This is a genomic window from Cupriavidus sp. MP-37 (genome assembly GCF_020618415.1).
Classification (GTDB): domain Bacteria; phylum Pseudomonadota; class Gammaproteobacteria; order Burkholderiales; family Burkholderiaceae; genus Cupriavidus.
In genome coordinates this window covers 2,523,058-2,539,923 of record NZ_CP085344.1, presented here as the reverse complement: position 1 = coordinate 2,539,923, position 16,866 = coordinate 2,523,058, and the positions used below count along the sequence as shown (strand labels likewise).

The window sequence follows — 16,866 nt, the reverse complement described above, 5'->3', positions numbered from 1 at the left end:
CCGGCGCAACAAAGTGGCGGGTACTGGCGACGGCGAGGGAAGGGATGCCCGGTCCGGGCGGCTATGCGCGGGACCGGGGCGGGGCAGCGCTCAGAAGCGCGAGGCGAGGCTGGGGCAGGAGGCAGGGCGATGGGCGACCGGCGGCAGACCCGGGCAGGGCAGTGGCTCGGTGTGCCGTTCCTGCCGGGAGGTCTCGGAGACGGCCCGGATCTGGCGCGAGGTGTGGCCTTCCAGCGTGGCTTTCATCCGGTCCAGCAGGCTGCACAGCGCCGCGCGTTCCTGCGAGTTGAAGGCCGCCACCGACACGCTGTGCAGCGCGCTCAGCGCCTGCGCGGTACGTTGCACCCGAACCGTAGCGCCTTCCGCGAGGCGCGGGGGCAGCGTCCCGGTGTACTCGATCCAGCCGTCGCGGCGCAGCTCATCGAGCATGGCCTCGGATTGCGCGGCGTCGATCGGCATCGGACCGGGCAGCGAGATGCCGCGCTTGAAGGCACCCTGGCGGATGGCCCGCAGCAGCAGCCACTGCGGGTAGTTGAGGCCTGAGGCTCGCAAGGTCTGGTCCAGCGCGCCTTGCCAGGCGGTGACTGCGTCAATCAGGGCAAGGACAACCGGCTCGTTGGGTTCGAGGGGTCTTGTCTGCATGAATGGCGTCTCCTGTTGTGGTTTGCCGCCACCGCAATGCACAGGCACCCGCAGGGGTGCAAGGGGCCGGAGCATGGCCGGCCCGGGCGGCACGGCCGCCGCAGCCTCTGGGGCGGGCTGGGTCGACCGAACGGCGAGACTAACAGAAACTTTTGCCAATTTTGTGACAACCGAGGGAATGTCCTGAGGCGCGGCGCGGGCCGGGTGGCGCGGACTGCGCCTGCGGCCGCCCCGGCCGGTTATGAAAAAAGCGACTGGCATCAATGACTTTAAACCATCGCTGGAATAACCGCGGCTGGCTACACTGCCTGCCGGAGACCCCGCAGACAGGCCGCCAGGCCAATACGGGGCGAACGGCGCAGGCACGGGCCGGCCGTCAGACCGGAGATCAAGATGGACAAGGAACGCATTCGCCTGGCCAAGCTGCATGACAAGGTAGTCTCGGCCGACGAAGCCGCCGCGCTGATCCGCGACGGCATGACGGTTGGCATGAGCGGTTTCACCCGCGCTGGCGACTGCAAGGAAGTGCCGTTCGCGCTGGCGCGGCGGGCGGCCACCGAACCGCTGCGCATCACGCTGATGACCGGGGCCTCGCTCGGCAACGACATCGACCGGGTGCTGGCCGAGGCCGACGTGATCGCGCGCCGCCTGCCGTTCCAGTCCGATGCCACGCTGCGCCGCAAGATCAATGCGGGCGAAGTGATGTTCATCGACCAGCATCTGTCCGAAACCGTCGAGCAACTGCGCTCCGGCCAGATCGCGCCGGTGGACGTCGCGGTGGTCGAAGCGGTGGCGATCACCGAGCAGGGCGGCATCATCCCCAGCACCTCGGTGGGCAACTCGGCCAGTTTCGCCATGCTGGCGCGCCAGGTGATCGTCGAGATCAACCTGAACATGCCGCTGGAGCTGGAAGGGCTGCACGACATCTATTTGCCGGTGCAGCGCCCGTACCGCCAGCCGATCCCGCTGATCGCGCCCGCGCAGCGCATCGGCCTGCCGTACATCCCGATCGATCCCGAGAAGATCGCGGCCATTGTCTTCACCGCCAAGGACGACAGCCCGTCCAACGCGCTGCCGCCGGATGCCGATACCAGCCAGATCGCCGGCCATCTCAACGAATTCCTGCTGCGCGAAGTCCGCGCCGGGCGGCTGTCGCCGTCGCTGCAGCCGCTGCAGGCCGGCATCGGCACCATTGCCAACGCGGTGCTGCACGGCATGGTCGAGTCGCCGTTCCGCGACCTGCAGATGTACTCCGAAGTGCTGCAGGACAGCACCATCGAGCTGCTGGATGCGGGGCGCCTTGCCTTTGCCTCGGCTTCGTCGGTGACGCTGACGCGTGAGGTGTACCGGCGCTTCCTGTCGAACCTGGAGCGCTACCGTTCGCGCCTGCTGCTGCGGCCGCAGGAAATCAGCAACCATCCGGAGATCCTGCGCCGGCTGGGGCTGATCACCATCAACACGGCGCTCGAGTGCGACATCTACGGCAACGTCAACTCGACCCATGTCGGCGGCACGCACATGATGAACGGCATCGGCGGCTCGGGTGACTTTGCCCGCAATGCGCACCTGTCGGTGTTCGTGACCAAGTCGGTGGCCAAGGGCGGCGATATCTCCAGCATCGTGCCGATGGTGGCGCACGTCGACCATACCGAGCACGACGTCGACATCATCGTCACCGAGCACGGCCTGGCCGACCTGCGCGGGCTGGCGCCGCGCGAACGCGCACGCACCGTCATTGCCAACTGCGCCGACCCGCAATACCGCGACCTGCTCGGCGATTATTTCCGCCGCGCCTGCGCGCACGGCGGCCAGACCCCTCACCTGGTGGAAGAGGCGCTGTCCTGGCATGCCGCCTTCCGCGACCGCGGCACCATGCAGCCGGCGCGGCCGGCTCCGGCGCTGGCCGCCTGAGGCCAGGCGAGCGCGCAAACAAAACAGCCCGCGCAGGCGGGCTGTCTGGATGGAGGCTGGCGAAGGAGGGCCGGCGTTACTGCGCCTTGGTGCCCTGGCTGGCGGGCGCCTTGGCGCCGTCGGTGTAGGGATCGGCCTTACCTGCCTTGGCGCCGTCGGTGTACGGATCGAACTTGCCGGACTTGGCGCCATCGGTGTTCGGATCGAACTTCTTGCCGGAGCTGGTCAGTTCCGACTTGGTCGACTGCCTGGCGCCGTCGGTGTACGGGTCGAACTTGCCGGACTTGGCTGCGCCCTGGTTGGGGCCGGCTTTCTTGGTGTGGCTGCCGCTGTAGAGATCGCCGCCGTCGGTGTAGTTCTTCTGCGCATACGCCTGGGTCGCGCCGAGCGCGGCCAGTGCTGCAACGATCAGGGTCGGAACGGACTTCTTCAGCATCTTGTTATCCTCGCGAATGACGGTCGCGCAGCGCCTGCGCGAAACCGGGTTTGGGGCCGGACGTGGGCCGGTCGATTGCCGGCGCGGGTTGCGGAGCACCCGGTAAATGTACCGAGTCGGCGCGTGTCCGCAAAGTGAAAGTTTCTTCTACACGTATTGAACGTTACCGGCGCAGCAGGGATGCTGTGCGGGATCAAGCGGCGCTGGAATCGGAAGAATCTGAGTGGCGCGCCGGGCATTTGCAGCGCCGCCCATAAAAAAAACCGGCTGCCATGTGAACTGCACCCCAAAAGTTGGACACCAACTTTTGGGGTGTTTTCATGTATAGGTACACCGAGCAGTTCAGACTGTCGGTCATCAAGGAATATCTGCGCGGGCAGGTAGGAGCTGGTGCGCTTGCCAAGCGCCATGGAATAGACGACGGGACGGTGCGACGCTGGGTGGCAGCCTATCGGCTGCACGGTGAAGCCAGCCTGAGGCGCAGGTACAAGACCTACAGCGCCGAGTTCAAGCTCTCGGTGCTTGAGCGGATGCGCCGCCAAGGCTTGTCGCATCGGGAAGTGGCGGCACTGTACGACATTCGCAATATCGGCGCCATTGGTGTGTGGGAACGCCAGTATGATGCTGGGGGTTTAGAAGCTCTGACGCCTCGGCCTAAGGGGCGGCGGCCCAGCAAGATGCCACAACGGACTCCCAAGACAAAGCCATCGCGGTCTTCAGACGACCGTACGCGCACACGCGAGGAACTCCTTGAAGAGTTGAACTACCTGCGCATGGAGAACGCGTACCTAAAAAAGCTCGAAGCCTTGGTTCAAGCGAGCAAGACATCTGCGCAACCCAAAAGGCGCAAATAGTGCTTGAGCTGAGGCAGCAGTACCCATTGTCCGGTTTGCTGAGGGTGGCGGGGCTGGCGCGCAGCACCTTCTACTACCAGCAGGCAGTGCTCCAGGCGCAGGACAAGTATGCGGAGCTGAAAACGCGCATTCGCGAACTCTTCGCCCGACACATGGGTCGTTATGGCTACCGCCGCATCACAGCGGCGATCCGGCAAACCGGTACGGTCGTCAACCACAAGACGGTTCAGCGGCTCATGCACGAGATGGGATTGAAGTCGTTGGTCCGGCCGAAGAAATACCGATCCTACAAGGGCATGGTGGGTCGTGTCGCGCCCAACGTTCTGCAACGGCGATTCCACGCCAAACGCGCGAATCGGAAGTGGGTAACCGACGTGACCGAGTTCAACGTGGCCGGCGAGAAGCTCTACCTTTCCCCGGTGCTGGACCTGTACAACGGCGAGATCATCGCCTACGAGACTGCCCGCAGGCCCGCCTTTGAGATGGTGAGGAATATGCTGAAGAAGGCGTTCCGCCGCCTCGGCCCGAAGGATCGACCCGTACTGCATTCCGATCAGGGCTGGCAGTATCAGATGCCGGCCTATCAGCGAATGCTCAAAAAGCGCAGCGTCCGTCCCAGCATGTCGCGCAAGGGCAATTGTCTGGACAACGCCGCCATGGAAAGCTTCTTCGGCACCCTGAAGTCCGAATTCTTCTACCTGAACAAATTCGCCAGCGTCGAGAAACTACAGCAAGGCCTGGCCCAATACATTCACTACTACAATCACGACCGCATCAAACTCAAACTAAAAGGGCTGAGTCCCGTGAAGTACAGGACTCAGCCCTCTCAAGCCTAGCCAATCACTGTCCAACTTTTTGGGGTCAGTTCACATGGCAGCCGGTTTCCTGATCCGGTGGCGGTCCGTGCCGCCAGGCCGGCTTATTCCAGCGTGATGTTCTGGTCGCGCGCGATCTTCTTGCGCAGGTCCAGCTCGCGCTTGATCTGCGCAGCGTATTGCTGCGGCGTGTTGCCGTCGGTGTAGGCCCCGCTGTCGGCCAGGCGGCGCTTGACGTTGGGGTCCTGCAGCGCCTTGACCGCGGCGTCGTGCACGCGCGTGATGATCGCCGCCGGCGTGCCGGCCGGCGCCACCAGGCCGTACCAGGCCATGTTGTTCATGTCCTTCATGCCGGCTTCGGCGAAGGTCGGCACGTCGGGCAGGCCCTCGACGCGCTTGGGCGCCGCCACCGCCAGCGCGCGCAGCTTGCCGGCCTGGATATGCGGCATCGACGACGGCAGGTTGTCGAACTGGGCGTTGACCTGGCCGGCCAGGGTGTCGTTCAGCGCCGGGCCCGATCCGCGGTAAGGGATGTGGACCATGTCGGTCTGGGTGATGTCCTTGAACAGCTCCCCGTCCAGATGCGAGATGCTGCCCTTGCCGGCCGAGGCGTAGCTGTACTTGCCCGGGTTGGCCTTCAGCATCGCCACGAATTCCTTCAGGGTCTTGGCCGGGACCTTCGGATTCACCGTGAGCACGTTGGGCACGTTGACCAGGTTGGTGATCGGCGCGAAGTCCTTGAGCGGATCGTACGGATTCTTGGGGTTGGTGGCCGGGTTGGTGGCCATGGTGCTGACCGTGGCGATGCCCAGCGTGTAGCCGTCCGGCGCGGACTTGGCCAGCGCGTCGGCACCGATGGCGCCGCCGCCGCCGCCGCGGTTTTCCACCACCACCGGCTGGCCCAGTTCACGGCCCAGGCCGTCGGACACCGCGCGCGCGACGATATCGGTAGTGCCGCCGGCCGCGAACGGCACGATCAGGCGGATCGGCTTGGCAGGGTAGGACTGGGCGTGCGCCAGGCCGGCGTGGGCCAGGCCGAGGGCCGCGATGCAGGCGGCTGCGCCGGCGTTAAGGACTGCTTTCAAGGAGGGCCTCCATTCTTCTTTCACTGATTCCAGCCAGGCTGCAGGCGTGTCCGCGGATCGCTGCGGATCCGGCGCCCGCGCTGTCAGGCTTTCCCGGGCTGGCATGTCCGGGCCGTGCCGGGATGCGGTACGGCCGGCGCCCTGCGATAGTTCCGCGATACGGAACTATGTTCCACAATGGGCGCGGGAGCGATTCAACCGGGAAACCGTGTGCAGGGGAATTGGTGACAACCCGCGTATCAAGAATCCGGCCGTGCTGCCGATCGCGCGCGGAAGGGATTGGGCGGCAGAAAAGCAAAAAGCCGGAAGCAAGGCTTCCGGCTTTTCTGAATTCGCTGGTGGGGCGTGAGTGACTCGAACACTCGACCTACGGATTAAGAGTCCGCTGCTCTACCAACTGAGCTAACGCCCCAACGAAGAAAAAGATTGTAGCAAGGTATCGGATGCGGCGCAATAGCCTTCGCGGCATTTTTTATGGGGCCTGGCCGCTACAATGCCAGGCCGCAGCCATGCGCGCGTCCGCGCCCGGCATCGGCATCCACCTGTTTGCCAGACCCATGCACGCCAGAGTCCTACGCTATCTCGACGAGGTTGTCCGCCGCGGTTCGATCCGCAAGGCGGCCGAGTACCTGCACGTGGCGCCGACCGCGGTCAATCGGCAGATCCTGGACCTCGAGGCGGAACTGGGCGCGCCGCTGTTCGAGCGCATCAACAAGCGCCTGCGACTGACGCCGTTGGGCGAGATGGTGCTGGCCCACGTCCGCCAGACCCTGCGCGAGCACGACGCGCTGCGCGAGCGTATCGAGGACTTCAAGGGCGCGCGCCGCGGCGAGGTCACGGTGGCGGTGACGGCGGGCCTGGCGGGCTCGCTGATGCCGTCGCTGGTGCATGACTTCCGCCAGCGCTATCCGGGCATCGTGGTGCGCGTCAATGACCTGCCGGTGGCAGACATCGTCGCGGCGGTGGAGCAGGGCGATGCCGATCTCGGGCTGGGCTATGACCTGCCGGAACTGCCGGCGTTGCGCGCGCTGGCCAGCAGCGACTGGCAGATCGGCGCGGTGGTGCCGCCGGACCACGCGCTGGCGGCGCAGCCGTCGGTGCTGCTGAGCGAGTGCGTCGGTTATCCGCTGATCCTGCCGGCGCCGTCGCTGTCGATCCGCGGCATCCTCGATGCGGCGTTTGCGCGCAATGCGATCGAAGTCTCGCCGGTGGCGGAGTCGACCTCGACTGCGCTGATCCGGCAACTGGTGTTGATGGGGACAGGCATTGCGCTGCTGAATCCGCTCGACGTGATGGAGGAGCGCGCGCGCCAGGCGCTGGTGTACGTGCCCTTGCGCGACCGCCACCTGCAGGGCCAGACGCTGACGCTGGTGGCGCGCGCCGGCGGCCGGCTCAGCGCCGCGGCCGGACTGATGGCGGAGCGCATCGGCGACGCGCTGGCGATGCTGTTCGCGCAGGCGCGCTGAGCCGGCTCGGCAGATGTCCACTTTTTGTGGACAGGCTGCACGGAATTCTGCGCTTGGGGCGTGGCACTGTGGCGCCGTAGACTGGCGGCGATCGTATCCGACCGACATCCCATCCGCTTCAAAGAAGGAATTCCGCCATGACCCTGATTGCCCTCAATGCCGATGTCCTGGTAACCATGGACGCCCAGCGTCGCGAGATCCGCGACGGTGCCCTGGTCGCCGAAGGCCCCGCGGTGCAATGGGTCGGCCCCACCTCTGAGCTGCCGCCGCAATACCGGCGCAGGGTCGACGACGGCAGCGCGCAGGTGCTCGACATGCGCGGCCGCGTGGTCACGCCCGGGCTGGTCAACACGCACCACCACATGTACCAGAGCCTGACGCGCGCGGTGCCGGCGGCGCAGGATGCCGAGCTGTTCTCGTGGCTGACCAACCTGTACATGCTGTGGTCGCACCTGACGCCGGAAATGATCGCGGTGTCGACCAAGACCGCGATGGCCGAGCTGATGCTGTCGGGCTGCACCACCACCAGCGACCACCTCTACCTGTTTCCCAACGGTTCGCGCCTGGATGATTCGATTGCCGCGGCGCAGGAGATGGGCATGCGCTTCCATGCCGCGCGCGGCTCGATGAGCGTGGGCCGCAGCAAGGGCGGCCTGCCGCCGGACGTGGTGGTCGAAGACGAAGCGGCGATCCTGCGCGACAGCCAGCGCCTGGTGGAGCAGTACCACGACAGCGCGCGCCACGCGATGCTGCGCGTGGTGCTGGCGCCGTGCTCGCCGTTCTCGGTGTCGCGCGACCTGATGCGCGAATCGGCGGTGATGGCACGGCACTACGGCGTGTCGCTGCATACGCACCTGGCCGAGAACGACAACGACATTGCCTATTCGCGCGAAAAGTTCGGCCTGACGCCGGCGCAGTATGCCGAGGACCTGGGCTGGGTCGGCCACGATGTCTGGCACGCGCACTGCGTCAAGCTGGATGACGATGGCATCGCGCTGTTCGCCCGGACCGGCACGGGGGTGGCGCACTGCCCGTGCTCGAACATGCGGCTGGCATCGGGCATTGCGCCGGTGCGCGCCATGCGCGATGCGGGGGTGCCGGTGGGGCTGGGCGTCGACGGCAGCGCGTCGAACGACGGCGCGCATATGCTGGGCGAGGCGCGCCAGGCGATGCTGCTGCAGCGGGTCGGCTATGGCCCGGCAGCGATGAGCGCGCGCGAGGCGCTGGAAATCGCCACGCTGGGCGGCGCGCGGGTGCTCAACCGCGACGATATCGGGGCGCTGGCGCCGGGCATGTCGGCGGACTTCGTCGCCTTCGACCTGTCGTCGGTCGGCTTTGCCGGCGCCGGCCATGACCCGGTGGCGGCATTGGTGTTCTGCACGCCGGCCAATGTCGCGGCCAGCGTGATCAACGGCAGGGAAGTGGTGCGCGACGGCGAACTGCTCACGGCCGACCTGCCCGGCGTGCTGCTGCGCCATCGCGCGCTGGCGCGCACGCTGTTCGAGCGGGCCAGCGTGGGCGCGTGACGAAGCGCCGCTGCGGCAGGGGCGATGGCCTGTGCCGCAGCGCAAGCGTGCGGTCTGAGCCGTGTAAAGCGGGACGTGCAAAGCAAAAGGCCGGAAGCATCGCTGCTTCCGGCCTTTTTGTATTCGCTGGTGGGGCGTGAGTGACTCGAACACTCGACCTACGGATTAAGAGTCCGCTGCTCTACCAACTGAGCTAACGCCCCAACGAAGAACGAGATTTTAGCATGATTTCCGCGGCTGTCAATTGCCTGACGCAATTGCCATGGCAAGCTGCGCGCACGTGCCCCGCGTGCGAAGGGTGTGGCCGACGGAACCGAACGGCGCTCGCGGTGGTCTTCCGAATGAACCCTGTCGCATAGGGTTCTACCCATACGATTTTGCCGGAGCCATGTTAGGATGTTTCTCCACTTGCATATGGAGGGCTGCACCGATGGATATCAAATTCCAAGAGCAAGAGCGCTACGACATCAATAACGAAGGCTTGTTGTTCCAGGCACTTGTCAATGGCGAGAAGGTGACTTGCGTGGTGACACGCGAAGCACTGTGGGAAGGTTTCAGCGCCGACCAGGTGCTGTCACTCGAAGAAGCATTCCGCGCCGGCCGCGAAACCATCGAACGCGCCGCCGTGGTGCTGATCGAGCAGGGCGCGCCGCAGCCTATCGTCGTCAAGCGCGCCCACGTGGCGCCAATCTGATGCGGATGGATGCCCCGGCACGCCCCAGGCAAGCCGCGGGCGCCCATCTGTCATCAGGTACCAGAGCATAGGCCGTCCGGCCTTGCTTGCCAGCCGGCGCCGCCGGCGCAGGCAGTTCCCAGTTTCCCCTGTTTTTGTCTTGCAGCCGTGATCGTTGCGAAGCGCGCCGGTGCAGGCGCTTCGTTCACGGCTGCGCGGACGCGGCCGGCGCGGCAGCGCCGCCCGGCCGCGACGCGCATTCCTCGAAGATCCGCACGGTGCAGCGGGCGCAGACTTCCGGCGACAGCTGTCCGATGATGGTGTGCAGCGCCTGCCGCTTGGTCGGAAAGACGTGGTCGGCGCCGAGCTTGTCGGTAAAGCCGGTCTGCGCCCAGGTCTGCAGCACCTGCGTGCGCGGCCGGTGGAAGTACAGGTCGCCGCCGAGCGCGCGCCGCTCGCTCAGCTCGTATTCCCACATTTCCGCGCCGGCGAGGTCGATGAAGTTCATGCTCTTGGTCATCGCCAGCAGGTGGGTCTGGCCGGCATTGACAGTGCGCAGCCAGTGCAGGCGGTCCGTTACGTATTGCACCGCGCCGAAGTAGATCGCACCCTCCATGCGCAGCAGCTTGAGCTGCGGGCATTCCGGCTGCGGGCGGCGCAGCTCGTCCAGCGGCGTGAAGCGGCGGCCGGGGTCGTCGGCATCCGGCACCAGGCTGCGCACGGCGGGCCGCGAGGTGCGGTACAGGTAGGCCACCAGCGACAGCACGGTGCCGAGCAGCACCGCCATTTCCAGCCGGATCACCAGCGTGGCGGCAAAGGTGCCGATGGCGATGGCGAACTCGGTGCGGCTGAGCGTGTAGATGCGGCGCAGCCGCGCGAGGTCGAGCAGGCCCCACGCCACCAGCAGCAGCATTGCCGCGATCGCCGCCATCGGGATCTGGGCCAGCAGCGGGGCGCTGACCGCGACCAGCGCCACCAGCCACAGCGCCGAGAACACGCTCGCCAGCGGCGTGCGCGCGCCGGCCTCGAAGTTCGGCACCGAGCGGTTGAGCGAGCCGCAGGAGATATAGCCGGAGAAAAAGCCGCCCGCGATATTCGACAGGCCCTGGCCGATGAACTCGCGGTTGGCATCGATATGCTGGCCGGAGCGCAGCGCCACCGCCTTGGCGATCGAGATCGACTGGCCCAGCGCGACGATGGTCAGCGCGGCGGCGATGCCGAGCAGGTCGGGCAGCTTGCGCCAGTCCATGTCCGGCACCTGGAAGTGCGGCAGTGCCGAAGGAATCGGTCCGACCACGTTGACGCGGTGGCCGCCAGACTGGTTCAGCAGCAGCGCCACGCCGTAGCCGGCCAGCAGGCCCAGCAGCATGAACGGCAGCCGCCGCCACAGCCGCTTGCACAGCAGCGTCACCGCCAGCGTGACCGCGCCCACCATGGCCGCGTCCCAGTTGATGGTGCCGGCATGCTCGAGCAGGTGGCGCAGCACGCCGAAGGCGCTGGTGCCGGTCGGCACCGCCAGCCCGAACAGGTCCTTGAGCGCGTACAGGCCGATCAGCGTCGCCGCGCCGCAGGTAAAGCCGAGCAGCACCGACGGCGAAATAAAGTTGGCGAGCGAACCCAGCCGCAGCGTGCCCACCGCCAGCTGCATCACGCCCACCACGATGGTGACCGCCAGCGCCAGCCCGATATAGGCAGGGCTGCCCGCGAATGCGAGCGGACTCAGCATCGCGAACAGCGCCAGCGAGTTGGCGTTGGTCGGCCCCGACATGACGTGCCAGCTCGAGCCGAACAGCGCCGCCACGATGCACGGCACCACCGCGCTGTAGATGCCATATTGCGGCGGCAGGCCGGCGAGCGTGGCGAACGCCACGCCCTGCGGCAACACCAGCACCGCCCCGAGCAGCCCCGCCACCAGGTCGGCGCGCAGCGTGGTTGGGTCGACGCGCTGGCTCCATGGGAACAGGCGCGAGAGCAGGGATCCGGTGGTAGGCGCGGGCATCGGCAAGGAACGGGGGGCTAGCCCGCTGCGCCGCCGCGACCGGATGGTGGCAAGGCGGCGGAGGCGGGCGGTGCGGGTGGGGCAGCGGCAGGAACAGGGGCAGGCTGGGGGCCGAGGCTGGCCAGCATGGCGTCAAGCGCGCGATAGACCTCGGCCAGCCGCTCGGTACCCAGCTGCTGTTCGAGTTGCTGGTAGCGCGCCTCGATCAGCGGTTCCATCCCGGCGATGACGTCGTGCGCGGTGGCCGTCAGGTTGACCAGCTGGCGGCGCTGGTCGGTGGCGGAGCGGGTGCGCTCCACCAGCCCGGCGTCGGCCATGCCCGCCAGCATGCGGGTCAGGCTGGGGCTGAGGATCAGGCAGGCGTCGGCAAGCTGGTTGGGCTCCATCGGCCCGCGCTCGTTGAGCGTGCGCAGCACGCGCCATTGCTGCTCGGTCACGCCGAACTGCCGCAGGATCGGCCGGAAGCCGGCCAGCAACGCTTCGCGCGCTTGCAGCAGCAGGTGAGGGAGATTGCGATGGCGAAACATGGCCTGGCAGGGAGGGCTCATGCCCGCAGTGTAGCGGGCAGGTTTGCATGCGGCGAGCGGGGCTTGCCCGGGCTTGCCTGAACCGACGGCACGCGCCAGCGTGGCTGCCGGGCGCGCCCGCCGCGCGGTGTCAGCCGCAGTGCAGCGTCGCGACCACCGGTGTGTGATCGGACGGCTGCTCCCATGTGCGCGGCACCCGGTCGATCACGCAGGCGGAACACTGCTCGGTCAGCGCCGGCGACAGCAGGATATGGTCGATGCGCAGCCCGGCATTGCGCCGGAACGCCAGCATGCGGTAGTCCCACCACGAGAACGACTTCTCCGGCTGCTCGAACTTGCGGAAGGCATCGGCCAGGCCCAGTTCGAGCAGCGCGGCAAAAGCGGCGCGCTCCGGCGGCGAGACCAGGTTCTGGCCTTCCCACTTGGCCGGATCGTGCACGTCGCGGTCTTCCGGCGCGATATTGAAGTCGCCCAGCAGCGCCAGCCGCGGGTGCCGGGCCATTTCCTCGCGCAGCCACGCGGTCATCGCTTCCAGCCATTGCAGCTTGTAGGCGAACTTCTCCGAATCGGGCGCCTGCCCGTTGGGAAAGTAGGCGCAGACCAGGCGCAGGTCGCCATAGGTCGCGGCAATCACGCGCTGCTGCGCGTCCTCGAAACCGGGGATGTTGCGCACCACGTCGACGGGGCCGGGCATGCTCGCGTCGCGCGCCAGGATGGCGACGCCGTTGTACGTCTTCTGGCCGGTGTAGATGCTGTGGAAACCGGCGTTCTCCAGTTCGGCCAGCGGGTACTTGTCGTCGGGCAGCTTCAGTTCCTGCAGGCACAGCGCGTCGATCGGCGCGCCGGCCTGGTCCTGCTCGGCCAGCCACTGCAGCACCTGCGGCAGCCGCACCTTCAGCGAATTGACGTTCCAGCTGGCGATGCGCAGCGGGCCCTGGCCCGGCAGTCCGAGCGCGCTCATGCCGCCATCCCGCCGTGGCGCAGCAGCGCGTCGATCTGCGGCGCGCGGCCGCGGAACGCCACGAACGAGTCCATCGCCGGGCGGCTGCCGCCCACCGACAGGATCTCGCGCTGGTAGCGCGCGCCGGTTTCGCTGTCGAGCACGGTGCCCGACAGCTGCGCGGCCTCTTCGAACGCCGCGTAGACGTCGGCCGACAGCACTTCGGCCCACTTGTAGCTGTAATAGCCCGCGGCATAGCCGCCGGCGAAGATATGGCTGAAGGTGTTCGGCCAGCGCGACAGCGGATGCTGCGGCACCACGTGCACGCGGTCGTTGATCTGGCGCGACAGCTCCAGCACCGAGGTGGCGCCGGCCGGGTCGAAATCGGTATGCAGGTGCATGTCGAACGACGAGAACACGATCTGGCGCAGCGTCATCATGCCGTTCTGGAAGTTCTTGGCCGCCAGCATGCGGTCGAACAGCGCGCGCGGCAGCGGCTCGCCGGTGTCGACGTGCTGGGTCATGCCGGTCAGTACTTCGTATTCCCAGCAGAAGTTCTCCATGAACTGCGACGGCAGTTCCACCGCATCCCACTCCACGCCATTGATGCCCGACACGCCCAGCTCGCCGACCTGGGTCAGCATGTGGTGCAGGCCGTGGCCGAACTCGTGGAACAGCGTGATGACCTCGTCGTGCGTGAACAGCGCCGGCTTGCCGCCCACCGGCGCCGAGAAATTGCAGGTCAGGTAGGCCACCGGGGTCTGCACGCCGCCGTGCTCGAGCACCTTGCGCCCGCGGGCGTCGTCCATCCATGCGCCGCCGCGCTTGCCTTCGCGCGCGTACAGGTCGATGTAGAACTGGGCCAGCAGCGTGCCGTCGGCGGTGCTGACGCGGAAGAAGCGCGCGTCCGGGTGCCAGGTCTGCGCCGCCTCCGGCTCGATGCGCACCGAGAACAGCTTCTGCACCACGCCGAACAGGCCTTCCAGCACCTTGGCTTCCGGGAAATACTGCTTGACCTCGTGCTCGGAGAACGCATAGCGCTGCTGGCGCAGCTTCTCCGAGGCATAGGCGACGTCCCACGGCGCGAGTTCAGGCAGCCCCAGCTCGGCCGCGGCGAAGGCCTTCAGCTCGGCCCAGTCCTGCTCGGCGTAGGGGCGCGCCTTGACCGCGAGTTCGTCGAGGAACTTCAGCACTTCGGCCGGCGACTCGGCCATCTTCGGCACCAGCGAGACTTCGCCATAGCACTGGTAGCCCAGCATCTGCGCTTCTTCGCGGCGCAGCGCCAGCTGCTCGCGCATATTGGCGGTGTTGTCCCAGTCGGCCTGGCCCTGGCCATGCTGCGGCCCGAGCTCGGACGCGCGCGTGACGTTGGCCTCGTACAGGGTCTGGCGCAGTGCGCGGTCGTCCGCGTACTGCAGCACGGGGAAGTAAGAGGGGAAGTGCAGCGTGAATTTCCAGCCGGCCTTGCCGTCCTTTTCCGCGGCGTGGCGCGCGGCTTCGCGGGCATCGTCGGGCAGGCCGGACAGGCGGGCCTCGTCTTCGATGATCAGCGCGTACGCGTTGGTGGCGTCGAGCACGTGGTCGGAGAAGGCCTTCGACAGCTGGGCCTGCTGCTCCTGGATCTCGGCGAAGCGGGGCTTCTTGTCCTCGGGCAGTTCGGCGCCGCCCAGGCGGAAGCCGCGCAGCTCGTTCTCGATCAGCTGGTGGCGCGCCGCGCTCATGCCGGCGAACTCGGGGCTGGCCGCCAGCGCCTTGTATTTCTCATACAGCGCCAGGCTCTGGCCGAGCGACGACCAGAATTCGGTCATGCGCGGCAGGTTGTCGGCATGCGCCTGGCGCAGCTCGGGCGTATCGGCGACGGCGCTGAGGTGGCTGACCACGCCCCAGGCGCGGCCCAGCGGCTCGGTGGCGGCTTCCAGCGCCTGCACGGCGTTGGCCCAGTCGGCGGGCGTGGCGGGATCTTCGGCGCGGGCGACGGCCTGTTGCGCGCGCTCCAGCAGCACGTCGAGCGCGGGGCTGATGTGCTCGGGCCGGATCTCGGCAAAGCGGGGCAGGTCGGTAAAGTCCAGCAGCGGATTGGTAGCGTTGGCGGCGTGGTCCATGGCGTGTTCTCGGTTGGCTGCTCGGTGGGCTGGTCTTGGTCAGGCAATATTCGCGCAGATGGGGCCGGGGCGGCGGATTTTCCAGTGCCCCGGGTGGCGCATCGTGCGCCGGCAGCAAAGCGTGCGCTTAGCCCGCGGCGCGCTCGGCCGCTTCCAGCGTATTGATCAGCAGCATGGTGATGGTCATCGGACCCACGCCGCCGGGCACCGGCGTGATGTAGCCGGCGACTTCACGCACGCCGGCGAAGTCGACATCGCCGCACAGCTTGCCGTGGTCGTCACGGTTCATGCCGACATCGATCACCACCGCGCCGGGCTTGACCATGTCGGCCGTGATCAGGTTGCGCTTGCCGACCGCGGCCACCACCACGTCGGCGTCGCGGGTGTGGGCGCCGATATCGCGGGTCTTGCTGTTGCAGATGGTGACGGTGGCGCCGGCCTGCAGCAGCAGCATCGCCATCGGCTTGCCGACGATGTTGGAGGCGCCCACCACCACGGCGCGCGCGCCGCGCAGCGGGTACTGGATCGATTCCAGCATCTTCATGCAGCCATAGGGCGTGCACGGGCGGAACAGCGGGGCGCCGGTCATCAGCGCGCCGGCGTTGGCCACGTGGAAGCCGTCGACGTCCTTTTCCGGCGCGATCGCTTCGAGCACCTTGTGGCTGTCGATGTGTTTGGGCAGCGGCAGCTGCACCAGGATGCCGTGGATGCGGGGATCGCGGTTGAGCGCATCGATGCGGGCCAGCAGGTCGGCCTCGGACAGGTCGGCCGGATAGCGGTCCAGCGACGAATGGAAGCCGTTGTCCTCGCAGGCCTTGACCTTGTTGCGCACGTAGACCTGGCTGGCCGGGTCTTCGCCCACCAGGACCACGGCCAGGCCGGGCTGGTGGCCGCGCTCGGTCAGGCGGGCGGCGCGCTGGGCGGCTTCGGAGCGGATTTGCTTGGCAAGGGCGTTGCCGTCGATCAGTTGGGCAGGCATGGAGGCAGGGCGGGTGATGGCGAGAAGATGGCGAGAAGGTGGCGGCGCCGGACCGCGCTCGCGCGCGGCAGGGCCAAAGGCGGAATTATAAGGGTTGCGCGAGGCCTGCCGCACGGAGCTTGACCACCGGCAGCCATCGCGCCGCCCGGGCGCTGGTAGCATCGGCCGCATGCCTACCGCGCTCGCCTCGACCCTGTCCGATCCGCTGCTGGTGCTGCTGTCCGTGTGCGGACTGCTGTGGGCGCTGACGCGCCGGCCCTGGCGGCTGCTGCGCCGCGATGCGCTGCAGAATGCCTGGCTGGGCGCGATGCTGCTGGTGGCGCTGCTGTGGACGGTGCGCGCGACGCTGGCCGGCGGCATGGTGATCCAGCTGCTCGGCGCCACGCTGATGGTGACGCTGTTCGGGCTGCCGCTGGCGCTGCTGTCGCTGTTTGCCGCGGACGTGGTCTCGCTGCTGGGGCTCGAGTACCTGGCCGGGCACGGCTGGGGCCAGTTCGACTGGAGCGCGCTTTGGGTGCGCTATGTGTGGCTGGCGCTGCTGCCGGCGCTGCTCGCGGCGGGCCTGCAGGCGGCGATGCGGCGCCTGCTGCCGCGCCACCCTTTCGTCTTCATCCTAGGGCACGGATATTTCACCGCAGGCCTGGCCGCGCTGGGCGCCGGGGCGGCGCAGGCGGGCTGGCGCTACCTGGCCATGCCGGGACAGCCGCTGAGCCTGGCCGACGCCCTGCTCGGGGCCGTGATCCTGGCCTTCGGCGAGGCTTTCCTCACCGGCATGCTGGTCGCTGTGTTTGTGGTCTATCGGCCACAATGGGTGGTGACCTTCCGCGACGAGGAGTACCTCGGACGCTGAGCGGTGGGCGGCAGGAGTGGTGGAAGGGCGCAGCAGGGCACAGCGGGGCGCGGGTGCGGCC

General features: G+C 67.5%; 14 protein-coding genes and 2 tRNA genes. 6 read left to right on the top strand and 10 right to left on the bottom strand.

The window, feature by feature from the left end:
* Window positions 1-90: 90 nt before the first annotated feature.
* Window positions 91-642: a MarR family transcriptional regulator gene (locus LIN44_RS11690; RefSeq protein WP_227312224.1), complete on the bottom strand. Its 552-nt coding sequence runs from the start codon at window positions 640-642 to the stop codon at window positions 91-93.
* A 393-nt stretch (window positions 643-1,035) separates the two neighbouring features.
* Between LIN44_RS11690 and LIN44_RS11685 the strand changes: the two genes are divergently transcribed.
* Window positions 1,036-2,553, top strand: coding sequence for an acetyl-CoA hydrolase/transferase family protein (locus LIN44_RS11685; RefSeq protein ID WP_227312223.1), 1,518 nt, complete (start codon window positions 1,036-1,038; stop codon window positions 2,551-2,553).
* A 76-nt stretch (window positions 2,554-2,629) separates the two neighbouring features.
* On the opposite strand, the gene LIN44_RS11680 is transcribed toward LIN44_RS11685, so the two are convergent.
* A complete protein-coding gene (locus LIN44_RS11680) occupies window positions 2,630-2,989 on the bottom strand; it encodes a hypothetical protein (protein WP_227312222.1) in 360 nt (119 codons plus the stop codon).
* A gap of 320 nt (window positions 2,990-3,309) precedes the next feature.
* Between LIN44_RS11680 and LIN44_RS11675 the strand changes: the two genes are divergently transcribed.
* A protein-coding gene (locus LIN44_RS11675; protein ID WP_227314337.1) for an IS3 family transposase occupies window positions 3,310-4,679 on the top strand; the annotation gives its coding sequence in 2 pieces (ribosomal slippage) (window positions 3,310-3,793 and window positions 3,793-4,679; 1,371 coding nt in all).
* 83 nt (window positions 4,680-4,762) lie between these two features.
* Here the strand turns inward: LIN44_RS11675 and LIN44_RS11670 are convergent.
* Window positions 4,763-5,743: a tripartite tricarboxylate transporter substrate binding protein BugE gene (locus LIN44_RS11670; RefSeq protein WP_111519754.1), complete on the bottom strand. Its 981-nt coding sequence runs from the start codon at window positions 5,741-5,743 to the stop codon at window positions 4,763-4,765.
* Window positions 5,744-6,079: 336 nt separating this feature from the next.
* Window positions 6,080-6,155 (bottom strand) — tRNA-Lys (locus LIN44_RS11665).
* Window positions 6,156-6,300: 145 nt separating this feature from the next.
* Between LIN44_RS11665 and LIN44_RS11660 the strand changes: the two genes are divergently transcribed.
* Window positions 6,301-7,209 (top strand): LysR substrate-binding domain-containing protein, encoded by a 909-nt coding sequence (locus tag LIN44_RS11660; protein ID WP_227312221.1) that lies wholly within the window; start codon window positions 6,301-6,303, stop codon window positions 7,207-7,209.
* A 137-nt stretch (window positions 7,210-7,346) separates the two neighbouring features.
* Window positions 7,347-8,735, top strand: coding sequence for an 8-oxoguanine deaminase (locus tag LIN44_RS11655; protein ID WP_227312220.1), 1,389 nt, complete (start codon window positions 7,347-7,349; stop codon window positions 8,733-8,735).
* Between the two features lie 127 nt (window positions 8,736-8,862).
* Here LIN44_RS11655 and LIN44_RS11650 read toward each other — a convergent pair.
* A tRNA-Lys gene (locus tag LIN44_RS11650) sits at window positions 8,863-8,938 on the bottom strand.
* A 227-nt stretch (window positions 8,939-9,165) separates the two neighbouring features.
* Between LIN44_RS11650 and LIN44_RS11645 the strand changes: the two genes are divergently transcribed.
* On the top strand, window positions 9,166-9,429 hold the full coding sequence (locus tag LIN44_RS11645) for a DUF1488 domain-containing protein (RefSeq protein ID WP_018006788.1): 264 nt from the start codon (window positions 9,166-9,168) through the stop codon (window positions 9,427-9,429).
* A 184-nt stretch (window positions 9,430-9,613) separates the two neighbouring features.
* Here the strand turns inward: LIN44_RS11645 and LIN44_RS11640 are convergent, their stop codons facing one another.
* The 5 genes from LIN44_RS11640 to folD all read right to left on the bottom strand — a co-directional run bounded on the left by LIN44_RS11640 (window position 9,614) and on the right by folD (window position 15,955).
* Window positions 9,614-11,407 (bottom strand): SulP family inorganic anion transporter, encoded by a 1,794-nt coding sequence (locus LIN44_RS11640; RefSeq protein WP_227312219.1) that lies wholly within the window; start codon window positions 11,405-11,407, stop codon window positions 9,614-9,616.
* Between the two features lie 17 nt (window positions 11,408-11,424).
* Window positions 11,425-11,934: a homoprotocatechuate degradation operon regulator HpaR gene (gene hpaR / locus LIN44_RS11635; RefSeq protein ID WP_227312218.1), complete on the bottom strand. Its 510-nt coding sequence runs from the start codon at window positions 11,932-11,934 to the stop codon at window positions 11,425-11,427.
* A 130-nt stretch (window positions 11,935-12,064) separates the two neighbouring features.
* Window positions 12,065-12,895, bottom strand: a complete 831-nt coding sequence (xth, locus tag LIN44_RS11630) for an exodeoxyribonuclease III (protein ID WP_227312217.1) — start codon at window positions 12,893-12,895, stop codon at window positions 12,065-12,067.
* A complete protein-coding gene (locus LIN44_RS11625; protein ID WP_227312216.1) occupies window positions 12,892-14,976 on the bottom strand; it encodes a M3 family metallopeptidase in 2,085 nt (694 codons plus the stop codon). Before LIN44_RS11625 ends, xth begins: the two co-directional genes overlap by 4 nt.
* Window positions 14,977-15,103: 127 nt before the next feature.
* Window positions 15,104-15,955, bottom strand: coding sequence for a bifunctional methylenetetrahydrofolate dehydrogenase/methenyltetrahydrofolate cyclohydrolase FolD (folD, locus tag LIN44_RS11620; RefSeq protein WP_115680008.1), 852 nt, complete (start codon window positions 15,953-15,955; stop codon window positions 15,104-15,106).
* A gap of 169 nt (window positions 15,956-16,124) precedes the next feature.
* Between folD and LIN44_RS11615 the strand changes: the two genes are divergently transcribed.
* Window positions 16,125-16,805: a hypothetical protein gene (locus LIN44_RS11615; protein ID WP_227312215.1), complete on the top strand. Its 681-nt coding sequence runs from the start codon at window positions 16,125-16,127 to the stop codon at window positions 16,803-16,805.
* Window positions 16,806-16,866 lie beyond the last annotated feature (61 nt).